General features: G+C 64.0%; 18 protein-coding genes. 13 read left to right on the plus strand and 5 right to left on the minus strand.

What is annotated here, in order from left to right; all coding sequences use genetic code 11:
- The first annotated feature begins 4 nt into the window (after positions 1 to 4).
- On the plus strand, positions 5 to 1,906 hold the full coding sequence (locus tag JG746_RS18775; RefSeq protein WP_202354160.1) for a CASTOR/POLLUX-related putative ion channel: 1,902 nt from the start codon (positions 5 to 7) through the stop codon (positions 1,904 to 1,906).
- Positions 1,907 to 2,145: 239 nt separating this feature from the next.
- Complete coding sequence (locus JG746_RS18780; protein WP_202354161.1) at positions 2,146 to 3,084, plus strand: ankyrin repeat domain-containing protein; 939 nt, start codon at positions 2,146 to 2,148, stop codon at positions 3,082 to 3,084.
- 28 nt (positions 3,085 to 3,112) lie between these two features.
- On the opposite strand, the gene JG746_RS18785 is transcribed toward JG746_RS18780, so the two are convergent.
- Complete coding sequence (locus tag JG746_RS18785) at positions 3,113 to 3,988, minus strand: HpcH/HpaI aldolase/citrate lyase family protein (protein ID WP_202354162.1); 876 nt, start codon at positions 3,986 to 3,988, stop codon at positions 3,113 to 3,115.
- Positions 3,988 to 4,482, minus strand: a complete 495-nt coding sequence (locus tag JG746_RS18790) for a MaoC family dehydratase (protein WP_446721037.1) — start codon at positions 4,480 to 4,482, stop codon at positions 3,988 to 3,990. Before JG746_RS18790 ends, JG746_RS18785 begins: the two co-directional genes overlap by 1 nt.
- 111 nt (positions 4,483 to 4,593) lie before the next feature.
- Here JG746_RS18790 and JG746_RS18795 point away from each other — a divergent pair, with 111 nt between their 5' ends.
- Positions 4,594 to 5,718, plus strand: a complete 1,125-nt coding sequence (locus JG746_RS18795; protein ID WP_202354164.1) for a DUF2336 domain-containing protein — start codon at positions 4,594 to 4,596, stop codon at positions 5,716 to 5,718.
- On the opposite strand, the gene JG746_RS18800 is transcribed toward JG746_RS18795, so the two are convergent.
- Both JG746_RS18800 and parE read right to left on the minus strand, forming a co-directional pair.
- Positions 5,715 to 7,781: an FUSC family protein gene (locus JG746_RS18800; protein ID WP_202354165.1), complete on the minus strand. Its 2,067-nt coding sequence runs from the start codon at positions 7,779 to 7,781 to the stop codon at positions 5,715 to 5,717. The two genes, JG746_RS18795 and JG746_RS18800, sit on opposite strands and share 4 nt — an antisense overlap.
- A 44-nt stretch (positions 7,782 to 7,825) precedes the next feature.
- The gene (gene parE / locus JG746_RS18805) at positions 7,826 to 9,883 is read right to left on the minus strand and encodes a DNA topoisomerase IV subunit B (protein ID WP_010909743.1); all 2,058 of its coding nucleotides are present in this window, start codon (positions 9,881 to 9,883) and stop codon (positions 7,826 to 7,828) included.
- A 259-nt stretch (positions 9,884 to 10,142) separates the two neighbouring features.
- On the opposite strand from parE, the gene cpaB reads away from it, so the two are divergent.
- The 10 genes from cpaB (at position 10,143) to JG746_RS18855 (ending at position 20,354) form a co-directional block, all read left to right on the plus strand.
- Positions 10,143 to 11,048 (plus strand): Flp pilus assembly protein CpaB, encoded by a 906-nt coding sequence (cpaB, locus tag JG746_RS18810; protein WP_202354166.1) that lies wholly within the window; start codon positions 10,143 to 10,145, stop codon positions 11,046 to 11,048.
- 36 nt (positions 11,049 to 11,084) lie between these two features.
- The gene (locus tag JG746_RS18815) at positions 11,085 to 12,524 is read left to right on the plus strand and encodes a type II and III secretion system protein family protein (protein ID WP_446721038.1); all 1,440 of its coding nucleotides are present in this window, start codon (positions 11,085 to 11,087) and stop codon (positions 12,522 to 12,524) included.
- A gap of 4 nt (positions 12,525 to 12,528) precedes the next feature.
- Positions 12,529 to 12,798, plus strand: a complete 270-nt coding sequence (locus JG746_RS18820; RefSeq protein WP_202354168.1) for a hypothetical protein — start codon at positions 12,529 to 12,531, stop codon at positions 12,796 to 12,798.
- 35 nt (positions 12,799 to 12,833) lie between these two features.
- Positions 12,834 to 14,048 (plus strand): AAA family ATPase, encoded by a 1,215-nt coding sequence (locus JG746_RS18825; protein ID WP_202354169.1) that lies wholly within the window; start codon positions 12,834 to 12,836, stop codon positions 14,046 to 14,048.
- Entirely contained in the window at positions 14,045 to 15,466 is a 1,422-nt protein-coding gene (locus JG746_RS18830; protein ID WP_202354170.1) for a CpaF family protein, read from the plus strand. The genes JG746_RS18825 and JG746_RS18830 overlap by 4 nt, the downstream gene beginning before the upstream one ends.
- A 5-nt stretch (positions 15,467 to 15,471) precedes the next feature.
- A complete protein-coding gene (locus JG746_RS18835; RefSeq protein ID WP_202354171.1) occupies positions 15,472 to 16,437 on the plus strand; it encodes a type II secretion system F family protein in 966 nt (321 codons plus the stop codon).
- A 1-nt stretch (position 16,438) separates the two neighbouring features.
- Complete coding sequence (locus tag JG746_RS18840; RefSeq protein ID WP_202354172.1) at positions 16,439 to 17,404, plus strand: type II secretion system F family protein; 966 nt, start codon at positions 16,439 to 16,441, stop codon at positions 17,402 to 17,404.
- A 140-nt stretch (positions 17,405 to 17,544) separates the two neighbouring features.
- The gene (locus JG746_RS18845) at positions 17,545 to 18,372 is read left to right on the plus strand and encodes a hypothetical protein (RefSeq protein WP_202354173.1); all 828 of its coding nucleotides are present in this window, start codon (positions 17,545 to 17,547) and stop codon (positions 18,370 to 18,372) included.
- 159 nt (positions 18,373 to 18,531) lie between these two features.
- Positions 18,532 to 19,005, plus strand: a complete 474-nt coding sequence (locus JG746_RS18850; RefSeq protein WP_202354174.1) for a hypothetical protein — start codon at positions 18,532 to 18,534, stop codon at positions 19,003 to 19,005.
- A gap of 173 nt (positions 19,006 to 19,178) precedes the next feature.
- Positions 19,179 to 20,354, plus strand: coding sequence for a GGDEF domain-containing protein (locus JG746_RS18855; protein ID WP_202354175.1), 1,176 nt, complete (start codon positions 19,179 to 19,181; stop codon positions 20,352 to 20,354).
- A 12-nt stretch (positions 20,355 to 20,366) separates the two neighbouring features.
- On the opposite strand, the gene gcvP is transcribed toward JG746_RS18855, so the two are convergent.
- Positions 20,367 to 23,180: an aminomethyl-transferring glycine dehydrogenase gene (gcvP, locus tag JG746_RS18860; protein WP_202354176.1), complete on the minus strand. Its 2,814-nt coding sequence runs from the start codon at positions 23,178 to 23,180 to the stop codon at positions 20,367 to 20,369.
- Positions 23,181 to 23,186: the final 6 nt, after the last annotated feature.

A 23,186-nucleotide genomic window follows, 5' to 3' on the forward strand; every position in this document is an offset into this window, starting at 1 on the left:
CGGCATGAAGAAACGAGATTCGCTGGGAACCCGGCTGCGCTACGGCTTCGACAAGAGCATGGCTGCCGGTCCGATTGCGCTGATCGGCTGGCTTGCCGTGGTTTCCCTGCTGATCATCATCGCCGCCGCGGCTTTCCTTGCCGTGACCCGCATCGCGCCGGAGGGCGGCGAGCCGCTGGGCTTCTTCGAAGCGTTCTGGGAATCGCTGATGCGCACGCTCGATTCGGGCACGATGGGCGGCGACACCGGCTGGGCCTTCCGGCTCGTTATGCTGGTCGTCACGCTGGCCGGCATCTTCGTCGTGTCGGCCCTCATCGGCGTGCTCAGCGCCGGCGTCGACGGCAAGCTCGATGAATTGCGCAAGGGCCGTTCTCGGGTGCTGGAGAGCGACCATACCATCATCCTCAACTGGTCGCCTTCGATCTTCGACGTGATCTCCGAACTCGTCATTGCCAATGCCAGCCGCCGCCGTCCGCGCATCGTCGTCATGGCCAATATGGACAAGGTGGCGATGGAGGACGAGATCGCGGCCAAGGTCGGCAGACTGGGCAATACGCGCATCATCTGCCGCAGCGGCGATCCGACCGATCTCTATGATCTGGCCATCGTCAATCCGCAGACCTCGCGGTCGGTCATCGTGCTGTCGCCGGAAGGCGACGATCCGGATTCTCAGGTCATCAAGACGGTGCTGGCGCTGGTCAATGATCCGAGCCGGCGCACCGACCCCTACAACATCGCGGCCGAGATCCGCGACGGCAAGAATGCCGAGGTCGCCCGCGTCGTCGGCGGCGCCGAGGTGCAGCTCGTGCTGGCCGACCAGCTGATCTCACGCATCGTCGTGCATTCGAGCCGGCAATCGGGCCTCAGCGGCGTCTATTCGGAGCTGCTCGATTTCGACGGCTGCGAGATCTACACGACCGCTCAGCCGGAGATATCCGGCAAGACCTTCGGCGAGGCGGTGATGGCCTATGAGCATTGTGCGCTGATCGGGCTTTGCGACCAGAACGGGCGCGTCTATCTCAACCCGCCGTCGGATACGGTGATCGGCAAGGATATGCGCGCCATCATCATCGCCGAGGACGATGCCGCGATCAGGCTCGGAAGCACCGGTATCAAGATCGACGCGGCGGCGATCCGCGGTCCTCGATCCATAGAGACGAAGCCGGAGCGCACGCTGATCCTCGGCTGGAACCGGCGCGGCCCGATCATCACCTACGAACTGTCGCGCTACGTCGCGCCGGGTTCGATCCTGACCATCGCCGCCGATACGCCAGGCCTCGAGCAGGAAGTTGCCGGACTGCCGGTCGCCGGCGACAATCTGGCGGTTTCCTGCCGCATCACCGACACGTCGAGCAGCACGGCGCTGGCGAGCCTGGACGTGCCTTCCTACGATCACGTGCTTGTCCTGGGCTATAGCGAAACCATGGCGGCGCAGCCAGCCGACACGCGCACGCTGGTGACGCTGCTGCATCTGCGCAAGATCGCCGATGATGCCGGCCTGCACATCTCCATCGTCAGCGAGATGATCGATGTGCGCAACCGCGAGCTTGCGGCGGTGACCAAGGCCGATGATTTCGTCGTCAGCAACCGGCTGGTCAGTCTGATGCTGGCGCAGGCGTCCGAGAACCAGTATCTCGCCGCGATCTTCGATGATCTGCTCGACGAGCAGGGCTCCGAAATCTACATGCGTCCGGTCGCCGACTATGTCGCCATCGACCAGCCATTGACCTTCTGGACGATCGCGGAATCGGCACGGTTGCGCGGCGAGATCGCCATAGGGTACCGGCGCATCCGCGCTGGAGATGCCGACCAGCGGGCGCTGGGTGGCGTCACCGTCAACCCGCTGAGGTCGGAGGCGCTGGCCTATCAGCCGGAGGACCGGATCATCGTGCTGGCGCGGGACTGAGCGCCAGAGGAGCGCCAGACGCTTCGGCGAACTGGCCGGCGCGATCGAACATCCGGGCAAGTGACGAATGGCCCACGCCAAGCCGGGCAGGTGCGATCGCCGCCTGGCTGGCCTTCTTCGTTTCCATCGCCGTTATCGGCGAATTCAAGCCGACAGACGAAGAGTGATCTGTCGCGCACTCCTTGGTCTTTTAATTAGCGTCTGCTAATATTCTTTTTGTGCTTGGAGCAGGTGGCGCAATGTACGCCTGCACGCTTTCCGAGGATAAAATGATCAAGCGGAGACGCATGTGGGTGATGAGGGCTTCGTGGGTCCTTTGGCTTTTTACGCTTCCCGCCCAGGCGAGCAATTTGGGTGATCTTGTTAGGAATGGCGACGTCGCAGGGGTGACTTCCGCCTTGGACAACGGCGCCGCCATCAACGAAATTGACGGTGTTACGGCGCTCTATATCGCCTGCGAAGGCGGAAACGTCGAGTTGGCGAAACTTCTGATCAAACGTGGAGCGGACGTTAACCTGCCCGTCAGTTGGCAAAGAACACCGCTCTACGCCGCCAACAAGGCCGGGCACGCCGACATCGTGAAGCTGCTGCTCGACAATGAGGCCAATCCAAATCAGTTGGCGAAATCGCAGACCCCGCTGCACGTGGCTGCCGAGAACGGCTGCCTTCAGTGCGTCATCCATCTTGTGGATGCTGGAGCAGAGGTCAATGCACTGACATCAAATGGAAATCCGCCCATACATTTGGCCAAGCTCAGTGGTCACGAGGACATCGTGGCCTACTTGCGCAGTCATGGCGCCGGACGACCGGCCCTGGCGCCGATTTCGGCACGACTTGCATCGGCAGACGCTGAATCAGGCAAAGAGATTTTCGGCAGGACGTGCGGGGTGTGTCATCTCGCAGCGCCGGGGGTGAAGGTTTCCAAAAAGGCCAATCTGTGGGGCATCGTTGGGCGGCGGAAGGCTTCGCAAAACGATGTCGAATATTCAACCAGTCTAAAGGAGGCTGGTGGCGATTGGACCTTCGAGGAACTCAATTTTTTTATCTCAAACCCCGCATTCACTTTGCCCGGAACAGATATGATTTTCCCCGGTCTGCAAGACGAGAATCAGCGAGCAGACCTCATCGCTTACCTGCGGACCTTGAGTGACACACCGTTGCCGCTTCCCGAGAATTGACCCTCAAGGCGTGTCCTGCTGTCTAAAACTAAATCCCGGCCGCCTTCGCGCGCGCCAGCAGCCGTTCGGCCAGCCGCAGATGCGGGCGGTCGAACATCTTGCCGTCTATGCCGACGACGCCGGGATTCCCCGCCGCCTCGAACGCCGCGACAATCGCCGCCGACTGTTTCACCGCCTCGGCCGAGGGCGTGAAGGCGGCGTTGATGACAGGCACCTGATCGGGGTGGATCGCCATCTTGCCGGTGAAGCCGTCCCGCTCGGCTTCCGCGCATTCCGCCGCGAAGGCGGCCATGTCACGAAAATTCGGGAACACGGTGTCGATCGCCGCGACCTCCGCGGCTGCGGCCGCCAGGATGGTCGTCAGGCGAGCATGGCGGAACAGGTCGGTGTAGCGGCCGTGCTCGTCGCGGGCCGCGCGCGCGCCGATTGCAGCCGACAGGTCTTCCGCGCCCCAGGTGAGGCCGGCGAGCCGCGCGCTTGCGCCGGCATAGGTCGCGGCGGCGAGCACACCCGCCGGCGTTTCGGTGATGATCGGCAGGATTTTGATCGAGCCGTCGGGCAGGCCGTTCTCGGCCTCGCGCACCCTGAGTTTTGCCGAGAGCTGCTGCACATCCTGGCCGCTGTTCGACTTCGGCAACATGATGCCGTCCGGCTTCGCCGGAATGAGCGCGGCAAGGTCGTCATCCGTCAGCCCGGTCGAGAGGTCGTTGACCCTGATGTAGATCGCCGAGCCGGTTTGCCCCCTGCGTTCGACGATAAAGCCTGCCGCGACCGCGCGTGCATTCGCCTTGTTCTGCGGCGCCACGGAATCCTCGAGGTCGACGATCACCACGTCGGCGCCGGCGCCAAAACCCTTTTCCAGCTTGCGCTCGGAATCGCCGGGAACGAACAGCAGCGAGCGCATCAGGCGGCCTTTTTCAGCATCATCGCCTGCCTGATGCATTTGGCGACGAGGTTGCCATTCTGGTTGTAGGCGCGGTGCTCGAATTCGACGATGCCACGATCGGGCTTCGACTTGGATTCCCGCACCGAGATCACCGTGGTCTCGACGCGGATGGTGTCGCCATGGAAGACCGGATGAGGGAAGGTGGTTTCCTTCATGCCGAGATTGGCGACGGTCGTGCCGACCGTGATGTCGTTGACCGAAATGCCGATCATCAGGCCTAGCGTGAAAAGCGAATTGACCAGCGGCTTGCCCCATTCGCTCCTGGCGGCGAAATCGAAGTCGATATGCAGCGGCTGCGGGTTCAGCGTCATCACCGAAAACAGCATGTTGTCGCTCTCGGTGACGGTCTTGCGCAGCGTGTGCTGGAAGACATGGCCGACGACAAACTCCTCGAGATATAGGCCGGGCATTTTCAGTCTCCTGCGCTGATTGACGGTTGATAGGCGCTGCATCCGGCGCTCGCAAGCCAGTTAATGAACATGGTGAACCGTTCGTAAACCATTTCTGCCTACCGTCTCCAGCGGGGCCGGAAACCCTCCGGCAAGGGGCGTAAGCAGACGGGCATGGTTGTTGTTTCGCATTTCCTGAAATGGATCTACACGGCAAGAGTGTCCGAGCGCGCCGCCGCGGCCAATGCGCTGGCCCGGGCCTATGTCAATTCCGAATTGCCGTTCGAGGACCGCTGCGCGGCCGAAGCGGCGCTGACGCTGCTGCTCGACGATGCCTCGTCGAAAGTGCGGCTGGCAATGGCCGAAGCGCTCTCCATGAGCCATCACGCGCCGCTGCAGATCATCAGCGCGCTGGCGTCCGATCAGCCTGAGGTCGCCGGTGTGGTGCTGGCGCGCTCGCCGCTGCTCACCGACGCCGATCTGATCAACCGCGTGGCGGCAAGCCAGAAGGCGACGCAGAAGCTGATCGCCGACCGTCCTGTCGTCTCGATGGCGCTTTCGGCGGCGATCGCCGAGATCGGCGAGGCGGAAGCCTGCGCGGTGCTGCTCGCCAACAGCGGCGCCGATATCGCTTCGCTCAGCTTCCGCCGCATGGCCGAACGCCATGGGCATCTGCCGCAGGTGCGCGAGGCGCTGATATCGGATAGCAGGCTGCCTGCCGACTGCCGGCACATGCTGCTGATCAAGCTCGGCGAGACGTTGAAGACATCGCCGCTGGTCATGGCATTGATGGGCGCTGCGCGGGCCGATCGCGTCCTGCGGGACGCCTGCGTGAAGGCCTCGGTGACGCTGATCGAGGGTACGCGCCAGGAAGAACATGCGGCACTGATCGAGCATCTCAGGCTGCGCGGCGATCTGACCGCGAGCTTCCTCATCCGCACCATTGCGCATGGCAAGGTGGATTTCTTCGGCTCCACGCTGGTGGCACTCGGCCAGCAATCCGAGCCGCGGGTGAGGGCGTTGCTGGCCGGCGGCCACGACGTGGCCTTGCAGGCATTGTTCCGCGGCGCCGGCCTGGCTGTTCCCACGCATGCGATCATCCTGCGCGCGCTGAAAATCTGGCGCGAGGTCGCCAACGGCAAGCGTGTCGCGGGCGTGCAGGAAGTCAGCTGGCTGATGCTCAAGGAGCTGGGCGGGCAAGCCGCGGAAGGCGATCTCGCCGCCCTGGTCAAGTCGATCCATCTCGACGCACTGCGCGAGAACGCGCGGGGTCACGCACTGGCGATCGCGGCGGCCTAGGCTTTATCCCGCGCGAAAAAGTCCGGAAAATCCTCCATCGCGGCGGCAATGATGCGCAGGGATGCTGCGATCTGCAGCATGTCGCCAGGGGCATTCCGCTGAGCAATGCTCGCCGCATACTGCCGGGCGATGGCGATGGTGGCTGTCTGCGGATCGCCGGGGGCACGGAACAGCAGTTCGCGCGCCAGTCCTCTGAGGAAGTTGGCGATCGAACCTGTGGTTTCGGGCGGGATGGCGTGGTTTTGGCTTGAACCGCGCAGCCGCAGGATTTCCAGGCCGACCGTCACGGCGGCGACGCTGCCGCCCAGCACCGCCTCGCCCTTCCTGCCGGAATTCTGCACCAGCGGCATCAGCTGGTTGATGCGGTCATAGGCGAGGCTCTCGAAGGCCGAACGCCTCGGCACGCGCTCGTGCAGGCAAAGCCGTGCCAGATCCTCGCGCATGGCCCGCACGATCCGGTTCGCCGCAAGCCACGGATCGGCGGGCAGCACGACAATGAAGACGCCGATGGCCAGCAGAATACCAACCAGCACCGACGCCGAGCCGGCGAAGAACGGGCCGGGATCGTAGGTCATCGCCTGATGCGGGCTGAGGAAAGCGAGGAAGTTGATGGCGAAGGCCGTGGCGACGCCGACATAGCGCGGATTGGCCATGCCCAGCGCCGTCGGCACCAGGATCGGCACGACAAACAGGACGAACCAGCCGAAGCCGGGCAGGGTAGGCAAGGCGATCTGGCCGACGAGGAAGGCAAAGGGCAAGGCCAGCAGCGTCCCCTTGAAGAAGCCCCAGGAAACCTGCACCGGATCGGGGCGAGCGGCGAAAAGGCTGGATACGACGGCAACGAGAATGACCGTGCCCGCCGCCTCGGACCATTTCGTCGTCAGCCAGAAGGCCGCGACCAGCAGCGTGGCAAGGGCGGCGCGAACGGCATTGCGCAGCGCGCCGGGGTAGTCGCGGTGCACCACCAGCGCAGGCTGCCTGCCGGCGCGGCCCGTGCGTGTGGCCGGCGCGCGCAAGGCGTCGAGCCCGCGCAGCACCTGCTTGAGCGCCTCGGCGAAATCTGCGGCGATGGTGAGGCGGGTAATGGTGCCGACCCTGTCGTCGCCCTGGTCGGTCGAGGCATCGGGTGTTTGCCGGGCCTTGGCCGAGATCGCGTCGAGCTGTTCCACCCATGGGGCCGTATCGTCCAGTGCGCCTGGCTTTGCCGCCAATTCGCTGACAAGCGCCTGCAATTCCGAACGCACCGGGACAAGGGCGGCGTTCTTCGGCGCGGCGTGCGAATGCAGCGCGCGTGCCGCCGACAGGGCCGAGAGCAATTGTCCGATGGTGCGCCGCACCGGGTGGGCACGCGGCGCGAAGCTTGGCGCTTCCAGCCTGGCATAGGCGCGCATTTCGCCGAGTGTCTGGGTGTCCGCGACGAGTTTGCGATGCAGTGCGGAAAGTGTCGCCGTATCACCGCCCGAGAAAGCGCCGGCGGCATAGGTGGCGAGATCGAGAATGCAGCGTTTCAGCCGCGAAATGATGGCATCGCTGGCCAGTTTCGGCAGGATCAGCCGGCTGGTCACGCCCGCGCAGACGATGCCGAGCACGATTTCCGCGCAACGCGCGACAGCGAGATCGACGACCAGATGCGGCTGTCCAAAGGCAGGCAGGCCGATGATCATCGCCGTGTAGCCGGCAAGTGCCGCACCATAGGCTTCGGGATTGCGCAGCAGCGAGGAAACGAAGGTGCAGATGCCGATCCAGACGGCGAGCACCGTCACCAGTACCCATGGATTGGTGCCGAAGACAGTGGTTATGGCGATCGCCGCCAACCCGCCGGCCAGCGTGCCGAGCAAGCGGTAGAAGCCTTTCGCCAGCACCATGCCGGCGACCGGCTGGGCGACGATGAACACCGTCATCATCGCCCATTGCGGGTGGTCGAGCTTGAGGGCGTAGGCGGCGAGCAGCGCGATCAGGCCAGCCGAAACGGTGCGCAGGGCGAAAATCCAGTCGGAGCGCGTCGGCTGCGTCAGACCGGCCAGGCTCGTGTCGAAATAGGCTTTCAGCCGCGCCCAGGTCACATGCCGGTCTCCATATCGGAAGCGCAAGCTAAACTGGCCTGCGGCTAGATATCCAGCACTTCCGTCTCGGCGAATTCGGCACGTTCCTGGATGAAGCGGAAGCGGGCTTCCGGCTTGGTGCCCATCAACTCATCGACCCTGTCCTTGGTGGCCGAATCTATTTCGTTCACATCGACCCGCAGAAGCGTGCGCTTCCTCGGATCCATGGTGGTCTCCTTGAGCTGCGAGGCCATCATCTCGCCCAGGCCCTTGAAGCGGCCAAGCTCGACCTTGCCGCGCCCGGTGAATTCGGTGCGCAGCAGCTCGTCCTTGTGCGCGTCGTCGCGGGCGTAGGCGACCTTGCCGCCTTGCCGGATCGAGTAAAGCGGCGGCACCGCCAGATAGAGGTGACCGCCGCGCACCAGCGCCGGCATCTCCTGGTAGAAGAAGGTGATCAGCAGCGAGGCGATGTGGGCGCCGTCGACGTCGGCGTCGGTCATGATGATCACGCGGTCGTAGCGCAAATCCTCGTCGCGGTACTTTGAGCGCGTGCCGCAGCCGAGCGCCTGGATCAGATCCGATATCTGCTGGTTGGCGGCCAGCTTGTCGTTGCCGGCGCTGGCGACGTTGAGGATTTTTCCGCGCAATGGCAGTACTGCCTGGCTGGCACGATCGCGTGCCTGCTTGGCCGAGCCGCCGGCGGAGTCACCTTCGACGATGAACAGTTCGGCACCGGCCGCCGCGTTCTGTGTGCAGTCGGCGAGCTTGCCCGGCAGGCGCAATTTGCGCACCGCGCTCTTGCGCGACACTTCCTTTTCCTGGCGCCGGCGCACCCGCTCGTCGGCGCGCGCGATCACCCATTCCAGCAGTTTCGAGGCTTCCTGCGGATTGTCGGCCAGCCAATGGTCGAACGGATCGCGGATCGCGGTCTCGACGATGCGGATTGCCTCGATCGTCGCCAGCCTGTCCTTGGTCTGGCCGACGAATTCGGGCTCGCGGATGAACACCGACAGCATGCCGGCCGCCGAGATCATGACGTCTTCGGAGGTGACGATCGAGGCGCGCTTGTTGCCGACCAGATCGGCATAGGCGCGCAAGCCGCGCGTCAGCACGTTGCGGAAGCCGGCCTCGTGGGTGCCGCCTTCGCCGGTCGGGATGGTGTTGCAGTAGGAATTGATGAAGCCGTCGCCGCCGAACCAGGTCACCGCCCATTCGAGCGAGCCATGGCCGCCTTGCTTTTCGCTTTTCCCCGCGAAGATTTCGCGTGTCACCTGGAAGTCGTCGCCGAGCGACGCCTTGAGATAATCCTTCAGGCCGCCTGGGAAATGGAACTCCGCCTTGGCCGGCGTCTGGTCCTTTTCCTTGATCAGCGAGGGATCGCAGGTCCAGCGGATTTCGACGCCGCCGAACAGGTAGGCTTTCGAGCGCGTCATGCGGTAGAGCCGCGCCGGTTCGAAGGCCGCGCCCTTGCCGAAGATCTGCTCGTCGGGATGGAAGCGGATTTTCGTTCCGCGCCGGTTGTGGACCTCGCCGAGCTGCTCAAGGCCGCTTACCGGAATGCCGCGCGAAAAGCGCTGGCGGTAAAGCTGGCGGCCACGCGCGACCTCGACCTCGAGATGGTCCGACAGCGCGTTGACCACGGAAACGCCGACGCCGTGCAAGCCGCCCGAGGTTTCATAGACCTTGGAGTCGAATTTGCCGCCCGAATGCAGCGTCGTCATGATGACTTCGAGCGCCGGCTTCTTGAATTTCGGATGCGGATCGACCGGGATGCCGCGGCCATTGTCGGTAACGGTCAGAAACCCGTCGGCCGACAGTTCGACATCGATGAAGGTGGCATGGCCGGCAACCGCCTCGTCCATCGAATTGTCGATGACCTCGGCGAACAGATGGTGCATCGCCTTGTCGTCGGTGCCGCCAATATACATGCCTGGCCGGCGGCGCACCGGCTCCAGGCCTTCCAGCACCTCGATGTCGGCGGCGCTATAGCCTTCGCTGCCATCCTTGGTCGCCGCAGGACGCTTGGCTGCGGCCTGCACCAGCGGGTCGGCCGGGCGCGCGGGTGTGCGAACAGGCTGCGGCTGCTTGTCCATATTGCCGAAGAGATCGTTGTTGTCGTCCATGCCTGCCATCGGGTCCGATGCTGCGAATCACCCGTCGATACTGCCACGCTTTGCGGCGCCAAGCGACGGAGGTTCCTGTTACGTTCGGGGATTTGACCCGTCTTATCCTAAAACCATTCGATAACCAAGCGGGCGGAAATAGGTCGAATGCGCCCGTTAGACATTCCTGATTCTTTAACAAAGCGGACTAGCGTGAGCCCAACATAACAAGAAACGACGGGCACCAGGGGTTTTCGGCGTGAGGGGCAAGGCCATAACGATGATCGGTATCGCCGCCGTTTTCGGCGCGATCTCGATCTTTGCCGCGGATTTCTGGGTCAAGAGCCAGGCCAAGGCCGATGCCGAGGAGAAGACGGCGTCGATCGCCGCTCCGGCACCGCCCAGGATCGAGTTCAAGACCATCGTGGTTGCGAACGCGCCGTTGCGCTACGGCATGGAGCTCGACCGCACGAAGCTGATCGAAATCCCCTGGCCGGAGGATTCCTTGCCGCAAGGCGCCTTTGCCACCATCGATGGATTGCTCGGCGAGGGCAATCGCATCGTGCTCTCGCCGATCGAGGTCAACGAACCGGTGCTGCTGACCAAGCTGTCGGGGCCGAACGGCCGCGCGACGCTCTCCAACATGCTGACGCCCGGAATGCGGGCCGTGACCATCCGCACCGACGAGATCGCCGGTGTCGGCGGCTTTGTCACGCCGGGCGACCGCGTCGATGTGGTGCTGACGCGCGATGCCGGCGAGATCCAGGAAGTCGCCAAGAACGCGCAAGGCGCGGCCGGCTCGACCATCACCTCCGAGATCGTCGTTGCCGACGCCAAGGTGCTGAGCGTCGGCCAGGGCGCCGACGAGCGCCAGACGACGCCGCAGATCACCAATTCCGTGACCATCGAAGTGACGACCGAAGGCGCGCAGAAAGTGGCGCTCGCCCGTACCGTCGGTACGCTGTCGCTGTCACTGCGCTCCGCCAGCGAAGGCGGTGACGGCAAGAACGGCGTCACCACCATCTCTTCCTTTGGCGGATCGGTGGCGGCCAAGGCTCAGGCCGCGGCAGGCTCGCTGTTCGATGCGATGACCAAGGAGCCGGAGAAGCCAAAATTCAAGACGATCATCGTGACGCGCGGCACGAAGGCCGAGGAATATCAGGTTCCTGCGCGAGACCAAAAGTAAAGGCCGGTGGGGACCGGACGGGACATGGCAATGGTGATGCGTACCCTATTTCGAGTGACGGGCCGGTTGCGCTTCGGGTGCACGCTGGCTATGGCGGTTGCGCTGGCTGCGAGCGGGACGCTCGCTCTGCCCGGCACGGCCAAGGCCGACAATGAAATCGTCTATGTCTCGGCGACCAAGAATGCGTCGATCAAGGTCGCCAAGGGCAAACCCAAGACGATCGTGACGAGTGCCGCCTTCTACCAGATCGTCATCGGCGATCCCGAGATCGCCAACGTCAATCCGCTGACCGACAAATCCTTCTACGTGCTCGGCAACAATCTCGGCACCACCGGCATTGCGCTGTTCGACGAGAAGAAGCAACTCGTCGGCACCGTCGACATCGAGGTGACGCTCGATACGGATCAACTGGCCAGCACCATCCGCGCCAGCGTGCCGGACGCCAAGATCAAGGTCGGTTCAGCCAATGGGCGTGTCGTGCTGTCGGGCGAGGCGGATGATGCGGTCGCCGCCGAAAAGGCAAACAAGATTGCCAGCCGTTTTTCCGGCAATGAGGAGGTTATCAATTCGGTCAACATCTCGTCGTCGCAGCAGGTTCAGCTCAATGTCCGCTTCGTCGAGATCAACCGTCAGGCAGGGCAGGACCTGGGCGCCAAATACAGCGCCAATTTCGCCTATGGCCTCGGCGGGCGCGATGTCTCCATAGATCCGGGAACCGTGCCGACGGCCGGCACCGGCGAAATCATCGGCCGTCTGCTGTCGAACGGCGTGTCGATCGATATCGCCATCAAGGCGCTGGAAGAGCGCGGCCTTGCCCGACGGCTGGCGGAACCGAACCTTATTGCCCGCTCCGGTGAGACAGCGAGCTTCCTCGCCGGCGGCGAATTCCCGATCCCGGTCTCGGAAGACAATGGCAAGATCTCTGTCAGCTACAAGAAATACGGCGTCAGCCTGGACTTCACGCCGACCGTGCTCAAGGACGGGCTGGTCAGCCTCGACATCGCGCCGGAAGTCTCTTCGATCGACGCGTCGGCCTCCTACAATATCGGCAGCATTTCGGTGCCGGGCTTCATCGTGCGCCGCGCCAAGACGTCGGTCGACCTGAAGAACGGCCAGAGCTTCATGATCGCCGGCCTGCTGCAGTCGCAGAACGACATCACCACGTCGCGCATTCCCGGTCTCGGCAAGATGCCGGTGCTCGGGGCGCTGTTCTCGTCGAAATCCTACCAGCGGCGCGAGACCGACCTCGTCATCATCGTCACGCCCTACCTGGTCAAGCCGGTCGATCCGTCGAAGAAGATGGCCGAACCGACCGATGGCACGCAGCCGGCCAGCAATGTCGACTATTTCCTCAACAACACCGAGGAAGTGAAGGCGTCTGACGGCGGTCGCGCGCTGGCGCTGGCCGATGGCAATGCCGCACGGACCGCTCCCGCCACCACGGTCGGGCACTTCCTCGACCTGCCGAAGGACTGAAGCCATGCGTGTGGCCTTGAGATCGAGCGTCGCCTTGCTTCTTGCCGGTCTGGCCGGCGGCTGCACCAGCGATGATTACATACGCAGCGAAGGGGTGACGCCGGGCTCCGGCGAAGCCCAGGCCGCCAACACCGTCATGCAGATGGTCGATCCCTGGAAATACGGCGTTCAGAACACAAGGCTTCTCGTGCCTGCCAAGCGCGGCGACGCCGTGCCGGTCACGCCGGATCAGGCCGCCGCTTCGAAGGCATCGCAGACGACCACGGGCAACTGACCCCAAAGGGCGATCGAGCCCACAGGCTGACAAAAATGGCAAACGGCATCAAGACCAAGAAGATCCTGCTCGTATCGACGGACAGGACCTTCGTGCAGGACACACGGACCGCATTCGCCGCCTCCGAGATCATCCAGCTCTCGACGGTGGAAAAGAATGTCACCGAACTGCGCGGCGAGGTCCAGGAGGCGGAGTTCGGCGCCATCATCGTCGACATGGACGCGGCGAGACTGGAGGAGGTCGAGTCGCTGCAGCGCATCATGCGTCGGCTGGAGGGCAAGGCGCCGGTGGTCGTGGTCACCCAGGAGTTCAATGCCGCCGCCGTGCGCATCCTGGTGCAGCTCAAGGTCGCGGACTTCCTGGTCAAGCCGATCACCACGGCCGATCTGGTGCGCTCGGTTGTGCGGGCCCTGCAAGGGCCGGGGCGCGAGGAAAACACCGAGTCGCAAATCTACACCTTCATGCCGGCCGCCGGCGGCGTCGGCACCACGACACTGGCGCTGCAGACCGCGTTCCAGCTGCATCACTCGGTGACGCGCGGCGCCTCGACCTGCGTGGTCGACCTCAATTTCCAGCAGGGCGCCTGCGCCGAATATCTCGACCTCGAACCGCGTTTCGACATCACCGAGATCGAGAACCAGCCCGAACGCCTCGACCGGCAGCTGCTCGACGTGATGCTGTCCAAGCATGCCAGCGGACTTTGCGTGCTGGCGGCGCCGACGCATCCGGCGGAGATGCGCTCGTTCAAGACCGATGTCGTGGTGCGAATGCTGGACCTCGTCTCGGCCTATTTCGACAATGTCGTCATCGACATGCCGCGCACCTGGTTTCCCTGGACGGAGACCGTGCTGCTGGGCTCCAACAAGCTCTATATCGTGGCCGAAATGACGGTGCCGTGCCTGCGCCATACGCAAAGGCTGATCCAGGCGGTCTACGAGACCGCCGGCAAGGAGGTGAAGCCGAATGTCATCGTCAACCGGTTCGAGCAGAAGATGTTCGACAACGGCATCAAGCAGGCGGACGTCCAGGAGATCCTTGGCGAGCATTTCGTCGGCGGCATTGCCAACAACTACCGGCTGGTGCGCGAGGCGGTCGATCGCGGCGTGCCGCTGCACGAGATCGATCCCAATGCCAACGTCGTCAATGATCTGAAGAAGATCATCCTGCCGGAGGAGGCCGTTGCGACCGGAGCCAAATCGAAGTCGCTGTTCGGCCTCGGCAAAAGCTTCTTGACGAGGAAGGCCGGATGACCAGCCGTTTTTCCACCCTGCAGAACCGCGACGCGCGTCCGCAGCGTCCGGCAGACTCTGCGCCGGTCGCGCATCATGCGGTCGTCATCCCAACGAGCCGGAAGGCTTTGCCGGCAAAGCCTGATGTCGCGCCGGCAAAGAGCGCCAACAAGGTGCTCGATGCGCGCGTGCGCATTCACCGCATGCTGCTCGAAGAAATCAACCTGGTGGCGCTGGAGCGTTTGCCCAAGGAGGAAATGCGCCGGCAGGTGCATGATTTCGTTTCGGAAAAAACCCGCCAGGAGCGGATGGCGATCAACACCGTCGAACTCGAAGCGCTGGTCGACGATATCGTCGACGAGATGGTCGGTCTTGGCCCGCTCGAGCCGCTGCTCAAGGATCCGGACATCAACGACATCCTGATCAACGGCCACCAGAACTGCTTCATCGAAAAGAAGGGCAAGCTGCAGCAGGTCCATATCCCGTTCAAGGATGAGGCGCATCTGCTTAGAATCATTAATAAAATCGTCGCCGCGGTTGGCCGCCGCGTCGACGAATCGCAACCGATGGTCGATGCCCGCATGCTGGATGGCTCGCGCTTCAACGCGGCCATCCGCCCTGTCGGCGTCGACGGGCCGCTGGTGTCGATCCGCAAATTCTCCAAGAACAAGCTCGGTCTGCACAAGCTGGTCGAATTCGGCGCCATCACCCAGAACATGGCCGAAGTGCTGGCGGCGGCGGTGCACGCCCGCAAGACGACGATCATTTCGGGCGGCACCGGCACCGGCAAGACGACGATGCTCAACGCGCTGTCGGCCTTCATTCCCGAGGACGAGCGGCTGATCACCATCGAGGACGCGGCCGAACTTCAGCTGCAGCAGCCGCATGTCGCGCGCATGGAAACGCGCCCCGCCAACATCGAGGGGCATGGCGAACTGAAGCAACGCGACCTCGTCAAGAACGCGCTGCGCATGCGTCCCGACCGCGTCATCCTCGGCGAGTGCCGCGGCGAGGAGGCCTTCGACATGCTGCAGGCGATGAACACCGGCCATGAAGGGTCGATGGCGACCATCCACGCCAACACGCCGCGCGACGCCATTTCGCGCCTCGAACAGATGCTGGGCATGACCGGGATGCCGATGACTGTGCAGTCGATCCGCAGCCAGATCGCCAGCGCCATCGACATCATCGTCCAGCTGACCCGGCTTTCCGACGGCAAGCGCAAGGTGACGAGCGTCGCAGAGGTAACCGGCATGGAAGGCGACGTCATCCAGATGCAGGAGATCTTCCGCTTCGTGCGCACCGGCATGGATGCCGATGGCGGCATTCTCGGCTATTACGAGGCGACGGGCATCCGGCCGCGCTTCCTGGAGGATCTGCGCGCCATGGGCATCGACTTTCCCGGACGCTATTTCGAACCCGGCCGGCCGCAGGAGTAAGCCAGGTGTTCGACGGGCTGAGCGCGATCTATGTCGTCTATGCGGGGGCAGCGCTCACCGGCATCATGATCGCCGAGGCCTGTTATCTCCTCTATGCCGGCCGCAGCGACAAGCGCACCGCCATCAACCGGCGCATGAAGCTGCAGGAAAACAAGATCAGCCAGGAGCAGGTGCTGATCCAGCTGCGCAAGGAGCGCGGCCTCGACGCCGGCACCTCGCTGTTCTCGCCGGACCGGTTCCGCGCGCTGCGCACGCAATCGGGCATGATCATGCCGCTGTCGAAATTCCTGATGATCACCTCGGGCGTGGCGATGGCCATGACCCTGGTCGCCATCTGGTATGGCTTGCCGCTGCTTATGGGGCTTCTGCTGTTCGTCGTGCTGCTGCCGCTGGTGCCGGTCATGGTGATGCGTTCCATGCGCAAGCGCCGGCTCAAGCGCTTCGGCATGCAGCTGCCCGAGGCGCTCGAACTGATCACGCGCGGCCTCAAGGCCGGTCACCCCGTGCCGGTGGCCATCGCCATGGTGTCGCGCGAAATGCCCGATCCGATCGGCACCGAGTTCGGCGTCATCGCCGATGAGGTGACCTATGGTTCCGATCTGGTCTCGGCGTTGAATTCGCTGTTCGACAGGGTCGGTCACGAGGATCTGCCGTTGTTCATTACTGCCGTCTCCATCCAGTCCAGTTCGGGCGGCAATCTGCGCGAGATCCTCGACGGGCTGGCGTTGACGATCCGCGAGCGCGGCAAGCTGCGCCGCAAGGTGCGCGCCATCTCCACCGAAGGCCGCATGTCGGCCTACATCCTGACGGCGATACCGGCGCTGTTGTTCGCCGGTATCATGGCGCTGATGCCGGGCTTCTACCGCGATGTCTGGGACGAGCCGAAAACCTGGTACCTGATCGGCGGCTCGGTGACCTGGCTGATGCTGGGCAATCTGATGATGTTCAAAATGTCGAATTTCAGGTTCTGACATGCAGGGCTTCATCGAGTTCCTCGCTTCGCTTGCGCCGACCTCGCTGACGCCGGTGGCGATCCTGCTTTTGGCCTTGGGCAGCGGCGCGGTGGCCTGGCCGATGGTGGCGGCGAAGGGCGACCGCAATGACGTGAAGCGCCGGCTCAAGGTCGACCATGGCGCCGTGGCCGCGAGGCCGGAGCCGCTGCAGAAGAAGAACGCCGATGTCGTGCGCGAAAAAGCAGTGAAGCGGGCGCAGGAATTCTATGCCAAGAGCGATCCGGAAAATGTCGCCCGGTTGCGCATGAAGCTGATCCAGGCCGGGTACATGGAGCCGCGCGCCGTCGGCACGTTCTTCATCATACGCTTCTCGGCGCTGCTCGGCACCGCGATCGGCGCCTTTGTCCTCAACCAGTGGCTGGCCAGCCCCGAAGCGACGATGACCAGCCGGTGGGCATTCGTCATCCTGTCGGGCGTGGCCGGCTATTTCCTGCCCGGTCTGGTGCTGACCCAGCAGGTGCGGGAGAAGATGCGCGAGTATCGCAACGGCTTTCCCGACTTCATGGATCTGATGATCGTCTGCTCGGATGCCGGCATGAGCATGGAGGCCGGCATCGAGCGCGTCTCGAAGGAACTCGCCAAGACCTATCCTGCGCTCAGCCAGAATTTGCAGCTGGTGTCACTTGAACTGAGGGCCGGACGCAGCCTCGATGACGCGCTGAAGGCACTCGCCGACCGCCTCAGCCTGGATGAGGTGCGCTCGTTCGCGACGCTCTTGCAGCAGTCGAAGGAACTCGGTACCAGCCTGTCCGGCGCGCTGCGCGTCTTCTCCGACGAAATGCGCCACAAGCGCATGTCGCTGGCCGAGGAAAAGGCGCACGCCTTGCCGGCCAAGATGTCGATACCGGTGACAGTGTGCATCCTGCCGGTGGTGCTGATGATCGCGATCATACCGATCATCGTCAAGATGACGGGCAGCCATTAGAACTACGGTTGCGGGCTGCGAACGCTGGCAATTCAGACAGCGTCGGGATCTGCAAACTCAGCAATGAGAGTCGACAAATCCAGAGCAGTGACGGACAACCGTCATTCTGCCTAAACGCGGCCCCGCGACGTGAGAACCCCATGCGAAAAGTGTTGTGTGCCGCCGCTCTCGCCGTCGCCAGCCTGTGGTCCGGCCAAGTCGCGGCCGACGATTGCGGCGATGCCGCCGCGCTGGTGCAGCAAGCCTATCCCAAGGCACGACTGAGCGCCGACGGCGCCTCGTTTACGCTCGAACCCCATACCAGTATCGTCTCGACGCTCCGGTACGGCGAAACGCCTTTCGGCGTGATCTGCAAGATCTGGCCAGCCCATGACGACCTGCTACTGGTCGCGGTGCCGCTGATCGACAGCTCTCAATCCGGCGACGGCGCGCATGTCGGCGACATCGAGCTTCTGGTCGTCGACAGGAACAGCCGGCAGGTCCGCCAGCGCCTGCTCCAGCCCGGGCTGATGGACGATGATGCCATCGCCATTGACAAGATCGAATTCGATACCGGCCGCTATGGGCTGGCGCCTGGCATCACGGCGTTCGGCCTGCGTATCGATATGCTGGGCAGTTCGCGGCCCAATCCGTTCCGAGAAACCGATTTGCGGCTCTATGTTCTCTCCGGCAATGCGCTGCGCGTGATGCTCGACGGCCTCGTCGTTGCCGGATACCATGGTGAAGGCGACGCCAGTTGCGCGGGGTCCTTCTATTCCAACCGGGTCAGCCTGACGATGGGCACGACGAGCCATCACGGCTATCGCGATATCATTCTGGCGGAGCGGAACGACACCGACGAGCCGTCCGTCGACGAGAATGGCGAGTGCCAGTCCCATCCCGGCAAACCCGTGAACAAGACCTACCGGCTGCGCTATGACGGCAGCCGCTATCCGGTTCCAGAAGCGCTCAAGATCCTGGAGCGGTGACACCGCTGCTCGCCGCCTTGATGAGGTGGCGGTGCCGGTGGTTAATGGCCGGTATACCGGGAACCAAATTTTAGGCGCATTTCAGCACCGAAGCTTAATCGCTCGCATGTATCGTGTTTCCTGAACAACGACCCGGCAAATCGGGCGACGGGGCAGGGCATGCGTCACAAGAGTTTCACCGCAATGGCCGCAATGGCGGCCGTCTTGATTGTGTCCGGGTGCACGACGAACAACAACGTCGACACGACCAAGACGACGGCGATCCAGCCTGCGGCGAAGGATGTCGACACATCCGACCTGGCGCAAGGCAAGGCACAGTTTCGCGACGCCAATTATGGTCTCGCCGAACAGCATTTCCGCAAGGCCGTCGAGCTGAAGGCCGACAATGCGGAGGCCTGGATGGGGCTGGCCGCCTCCTATGACGAGCTCGGCCGCTTCGACTTTGCCGACCGCGCCTACGGCCAGTTGCTGAAAGTCGCCGGCCGCAAACCGCAGATCGTCAACAATATGGGCTATTCGCAACTGCTGCGCGGCAACAAGAAGAAGGCCAGGGCACTGCTGCTCGAGGCGAAGGCCGGCATGGCCGACCCGACGGTCGTCAACGCCAATCTCGCACTGCTGAACAAGGGCTGATGCGCGTTTGACCTTTGCGCCGGCCAAGGGGCGATTTCCGCACAAGCACTGTCGACGCTTTGTAAACCGTAACCGCAGCTTGGATCGAAAGATCGGCTGAAAACCATGTTCGAGGGCTGCCGCTGACCTAGAATGCGGCGTAACCGCCGACGCTGGAGAGGCCGCCGCCCGATATGCTGGATTTCAGTTCGCTCCTGCTCGCGGCCGCGCTGTCGGGCACATGCCTGGCCGTCACCATGTTTGCCATCTGGCTCACTGCGCCGCGGGCGCGTTTCGTGCTGACGGTGGCGTGCGGCATTATCGTGCTTGTCGCGCATGTGATCCTGTTCTGGCGCTACACCAAGGAGCCCGATCCGCTGCTTTGCCAGATCGCGCTGGCGCTGCTCAGCCTGGGCTTCCTGATCATCTGCCTTTCGGCCATGCAGTATCTCGGCGTGCCGGACCACAGGCGTGCGATCGTGCCGACACTTGCCGCCATGGCTGTCTGCGCGGCCGTGACCTTCCTTGGCCTTGACGGCGTCGGCTTCATCATCACCTACGCGACGGTCACCGTGCTGCTGTCGACGATCGGGGCCATGTTCTGGGTCAATGGCAGCCACGATCGCCGGATCCTGCTGGTGGTTTCGTTCCTGAGCGGCACCTGTGCGGTGTCGTTTGCCCTTTGCGGCGTGGTTCTGATGGCCAAGGGGCAATGGACGCTCGGGGCGGCGCCGGACAACTGGGCCGAACGTCTGAATTCGGTCGTTGCGGTCGCCTGCATGACCGGCCTCGGCGCCTTGACGCTCTCGCTTCATCACCTGCAGGCGCAGATCGAGTTGAAGGCCGAGACGATGACCGATCCATTGACCGGGCTGATGAACCGTCGCGGGTTGATGTCGCTCCATGGCGAGCGCCCCTTCGGCCCCTTCATGGCGGTCGTCATGTTCGACCTCGATCACTTCAAGCGGACCAACGACATCTATGGCCACCCGGTCGGGGACCAGGTCCTGTGCCGCTTCGCCGCCGTCATCCGGAAATATGCCAGAACCGGCGTCGACGCCTTTCGCCTGGGCGGCGAGGAGTTCGCCATCGTCATGTCGCGGATGACGGAAGAGAGGGCCCATGATCTTGCCAGCAAGATCGGCGTGGCCTTCGGCACTGAAATCGTTCCTACCCCGCTCGGTCCATTGCGCAGCACGGTCAGCGGCGGCATCGGCTTTGGCGCCGCCGACGGCAGCCGCCTCGACGAGGTGCTGGCCGAGGCGGACGCCGCACTCTACGCGGCCAAACGCGCTGGCCGAAACTGCGTCATCAGCCACAAAAGAATGGGCAAGGCCGAGCCGGTCAAGCCGGCCTTGCGCTCGGCATAGGCCGAGAGGCGGCTATTCGGCCGCCCCGAGATAATCCGACAGCGGCGGGCAGGAGCAGACCAGATTGCGGTCGCCGGCGACATTGTCGATGCGCGACACCGGCGGCCAGTACTTGGCTGCCGTATCGGCATCGCCGGCCGGATAGGCCGCTTCCAGACGCGAGTAGGGGTGGGTCCATTGTCCGGCCAGCGTCTCGGCGGCGGTGTGCGGCGCGTTGACCAGCGGGTTGTCGGCCAAGGGCCAGTCGCCCCTGGCGACTTTCGCCGCTTCGCCGGCAATGGCGATCATCGCCTCGCAGAAGCGGTCGAGTTCGCGCTTCGGCTCGGATTCCGTCGGCTCGACCATCAGCGTGCCGGCTACCGGGAACGACATGGTGGGCGCGTGAAAGCCGTAGTCGATCAGGCGCTTGGCGATGTCGTCGACGCTGATGCCGGCGCTCTCCTTGAGCACGCGGGTGTCGAGGATGCATTCATGCGCGATGCGATCGTGCCGGCCCTTGTAGAGCAGCGGGAAGTGCGGCGCGAGCCGTGTCGCCACATAGTTGGCCGAGATGATGGCGGTCTCGGTTGCATGCTTCAGTCCGGCGGCGCCCATCATGCGGATGTACATCCAGGTGATCGGCAGGATGGAAGCGCTGCCGAAGGGTGCCGCCGACACGGCATGCGCCGAGCCTTCGGTGACATGGCCCGGCAGATAAGGCTTCAGGTGCGCCCTGACGCCGATCGGGCCGATGCCGGGGCCACCGCCGCCATGCGGGATGCAGAAGGTCTTGTGCAGGTTCATGTGGCAGACATCGGCGCCGATATCCGCGGGCCGGGCGAGCGCGACCAGGGCGTTGAGGTTGGCGCCGTCAAAATAGACCTGGCCGCCATGCTCATGGATGAGGGCGCAGAGGTGGCGGGCGCCTTCTTCGTAGACGCCATGCGTCGAGGGATAGGTGAACATCAGCGCCGCGAGGTTCTTGGAATGCTCGTTGGCCTTGGCCCGCATATCGTCCATGTCGATATTGCCGTCCTCCAGGCAGCGCACGACGACGACGCTCATGCCGGCCATCGCCGCGCTTGCCGGATTGGTGCCATGCGCGGAGGAGGGAATCAGGCAGACGGTGCGATGGCCTTCGCCGCGCGAGCGGTGATAGGCGCGGATGGCGAGCAGGCCGGCATATTCGCCCTGGCTGCCGGCATTGGGCTGCAGGCTGACCGCGTCGAAACCGGTGATTTCCGACAGCCAGCCTTCCAGCTCGCCGATCATGGCGCGATAGCCGGCCGAATGGCTGGCCGGCGCGAAAGGATGCAGATTGGCGATGCTTGGCCAGCTTACCGGCATCATTTCGGCCGCCGCATTGAGCTTCATGGTGCAGGACCCGAGCGGGATCATGGAGCGGTCGAGCGCCAGATCCTTGTCGGCCAGCCGGCGCAGCAGGCGCATCATGTCGGTTTCCGACTTGTTCTCGTTGAAGACCGGCTGGGTCAGAAACTCTTTTCCGCGCGGCTTGCCGGGAACGGTGCTGTCGGCCGAGGGAGCAGCCTTGGCGCCGAACAGGGAAGCGATCGCGTCGAGATCGGCGTCGGTCGAGGTCTCGTCGAATGCGATGCCGACATGGTCGGCGTCGAGGACGCGCAGCAGCCGGCCGGTCTTTTCGGCAGCAGCGGCGATTTGCGCGGCCTCGCCTTTCACCTCGACCGTCACCGTGTCGAAGCGCCTGGCGCCGAGCACCGACACGCCTGCCGCTTTGAGCCCGCTCGCCAGGCGATTGGCCAGCGCGTGGATGCGCCCGGCGATCGCCTGCAGCCCGGCGGGGCCGTGCCAGATGGCATAGGCCGTCGCCATGTTGGCAAGCAGCGCCTGCGCGGTGCAGATGTTGGAGGTCGCCTTGTCGCGGCGGATATGCTGTTCGCGCGTCTGCAGGGCGAGGCGGTAGCCGGGCCGGCCCTTGCTGTCGGTCGACTGGCCGACGAGACGGCCGGGCATGAGGCGCGTCAGTTTGTCGGAGACGGCGCAGTAGGCGGCGTGCGGGCCGCCAAAGCCCATCGGCACGCCAAAGCGCTGCATCGGGCCCACCGCGATGTCGGCGCCAAGTTTCGCCGGCGCATCGGTCAGCGTCAGGCCAAGCGGATCGGCGATGAAGACAACGATGGCGCCTGTCGCGCGAGCCTTGTCGATCGCGGCCTTGTGGTCGCCATAGACGCCGAACGTGTCGGGCCAGGAGACGAGCAAGGCGGCGGTGTTGTCGTCGATCGTCTCTCCGTCAATCTCGATGCCGAGCGGTTCGGCGCGGGTGCGCACCACATCCAGCGTCTGCGGATGCGGCGTGCCGGCGAAGGCCACCTTGGTGCGCTTGTCGCGGTGGTGGCGCAGCGCGATGCCGACCGCTTCGGCGACAGCGGTTGCCTCATCGAGCAGCGAGGCGGACGCCACCGGCAATCCGGTCAATTCTGCGACCAAGGTCTGGAAATTGAACAGCATTTCCAGGCGGCCCTGGCTGATCTCGGCCTGATAGGGCGTGTAGGCCGTGTACCAGGCCGGATTCTCGAACAGATTGCGCTGGATGACCGGCGGCACGTGGACGCCGTGATAGCCGGCGCCGATGAAGCTCTTCAGCACGGTATTCCCAGCCATGATCGCCGACAATTCGGCCAGCGCTTCGGCTTCGCTGGCTGGCGCGGGCAAGGTCAGCGGCATGTCGAGGCGAATCGACTGCGGCACGGCCTGGCTGATCAGCGTCTCGACGGAGGGAACGCCGATCACCGCAAGCATGGCTCTGACATCGTTGACACCAGGACCGATATGGCGGGCCGAGAAGGGGGTGAGTGCTGTGGTCATCATCTCTAG

Origin of the sequence: Mesorhizobium sp. 113-3-3, from assembly GCF_016756495.1 — a bacterium.
Taxonomy (GTDB): Bacteria; Pseudomonadota; Alphaproteobacteria; order Rhizobiales; family Rhizobiaceae; genus Mesorhizobium.

Excerpts from the sequence above, each read along its gene's own strand:
- JG746_RS18775 (WP_202354160.1), top strand. The coding sequence starts at position 5 with ATGAAGAAACGAGATTCGCTGGGAACCCGGCTGCGCTACGGCTTCGAC.
- JG746_RS18780 (WP_202354161.1), top strand. The coding sequence starts at position 2,146 with ATGTACGCCTGCACGCTTTCCGAGGATAAAATGATCAAGCGGAGACGC.
- JG746_RS18785 (WP_202354162.1), bottom strand. The coding sequence starts at position 3,988 with ATGCGCTCGCTGCTGTTCGTTCCCGGCGATTCCGAGCGCAAGCTGGAA.
- JG746_RS18790 (WP_446721037.1), bottom strand. The coding sequence starts at position 4,482 with ATGCAGCGCCTATCAACCGTCAATCAGCGCAGGAGACTGAAAATGCCC.
- JG746_RS18795 (WP_202354164.1), top strand. The coding sequence starts at position 4,594 with ATGGTTGTTGTTTCGCATTTCCTGAAATGGATCTACACGGCAAGAGTG.
- parE (WP_010909743.1), bottom strand. The coding sequence starts at position 9,883 with ATGGACGACAACAACGATCTCTTCGGCAATATGGACAAGCAGCCGCAG.
- cpaB (WP_202354166.1), top strand. The coding sequence starts at position 10,143 with ATGATCGGTATCGCCGCCGTTTTCGGCGCGATCTCGATCTTTGCCGCG.
- JG746_RS18815 (WP_446721038.1), top strand. The coding sequence starts at position 11,085 with ATGCGTACCCTATTTCGAGTGACGGGCCGGTTGCGCTTCGGGTGCACG.
- JG746_RS18820 (WP_202354168.1), top strand. The coding sequence starts at position 12,529 with ATGCGTGTGGCCTTGAGATCGAGCGTCGCCTTGCTTCTTGCCGGTCTG.
- JG746_RS18825 (WP_202354169.1), top strand. The coding sequence starts at position 12,834 with ATGGCAAACGGCATCAAGACCAAGAAGATCCTGCTCGTATCGACGGAC.
- JG746_RS18830 (WP_202354170.1), top strand. The coding sequence starts at position 14,045 with ATGACCAGCCGTTTTTCCACCCTGCAGAACCGCGACGCGCGTCCGCAG.
- JG746_RS18840 (WP_202354172.1), top strand. The coding sequence starts at position 16,439 with ATGCAGGGCTTCATCGAGTTCCTCGCTTCGCTTGCGCCGACCTCGCTG.
- JG746_RS18845 (WP_202354173.1), top strand. The coding sequence starts at position 17,545 with ATGCGAAAAGTGTTGTGTGCCGCCGCTCTCGCCGTCGCCAGCCTGTGG.
- JG746_RS18850 (WP_202354174.1), top strand. The coding sequence starts at position 18,532 with ATGCGTCACAAGAGTTTCACCGCAATGGCCGCAATGGCGGCCGTCTTG.
- JG746_RS18855 (WP_202354175.1), top strand. The coding sequence starts at position 19,179 with ATGCTGGATTTCAGTTCGCTCCTGCTCGCGGCCGCGCTGTCGGGCACA.
- gcvP (WP_202354176.1), bottom strand. The coding sequence starts at position 23,180 with ATGATGACCACAGCACTCACCCCCTTCTCGGCCCGCCATATCGGTCCT.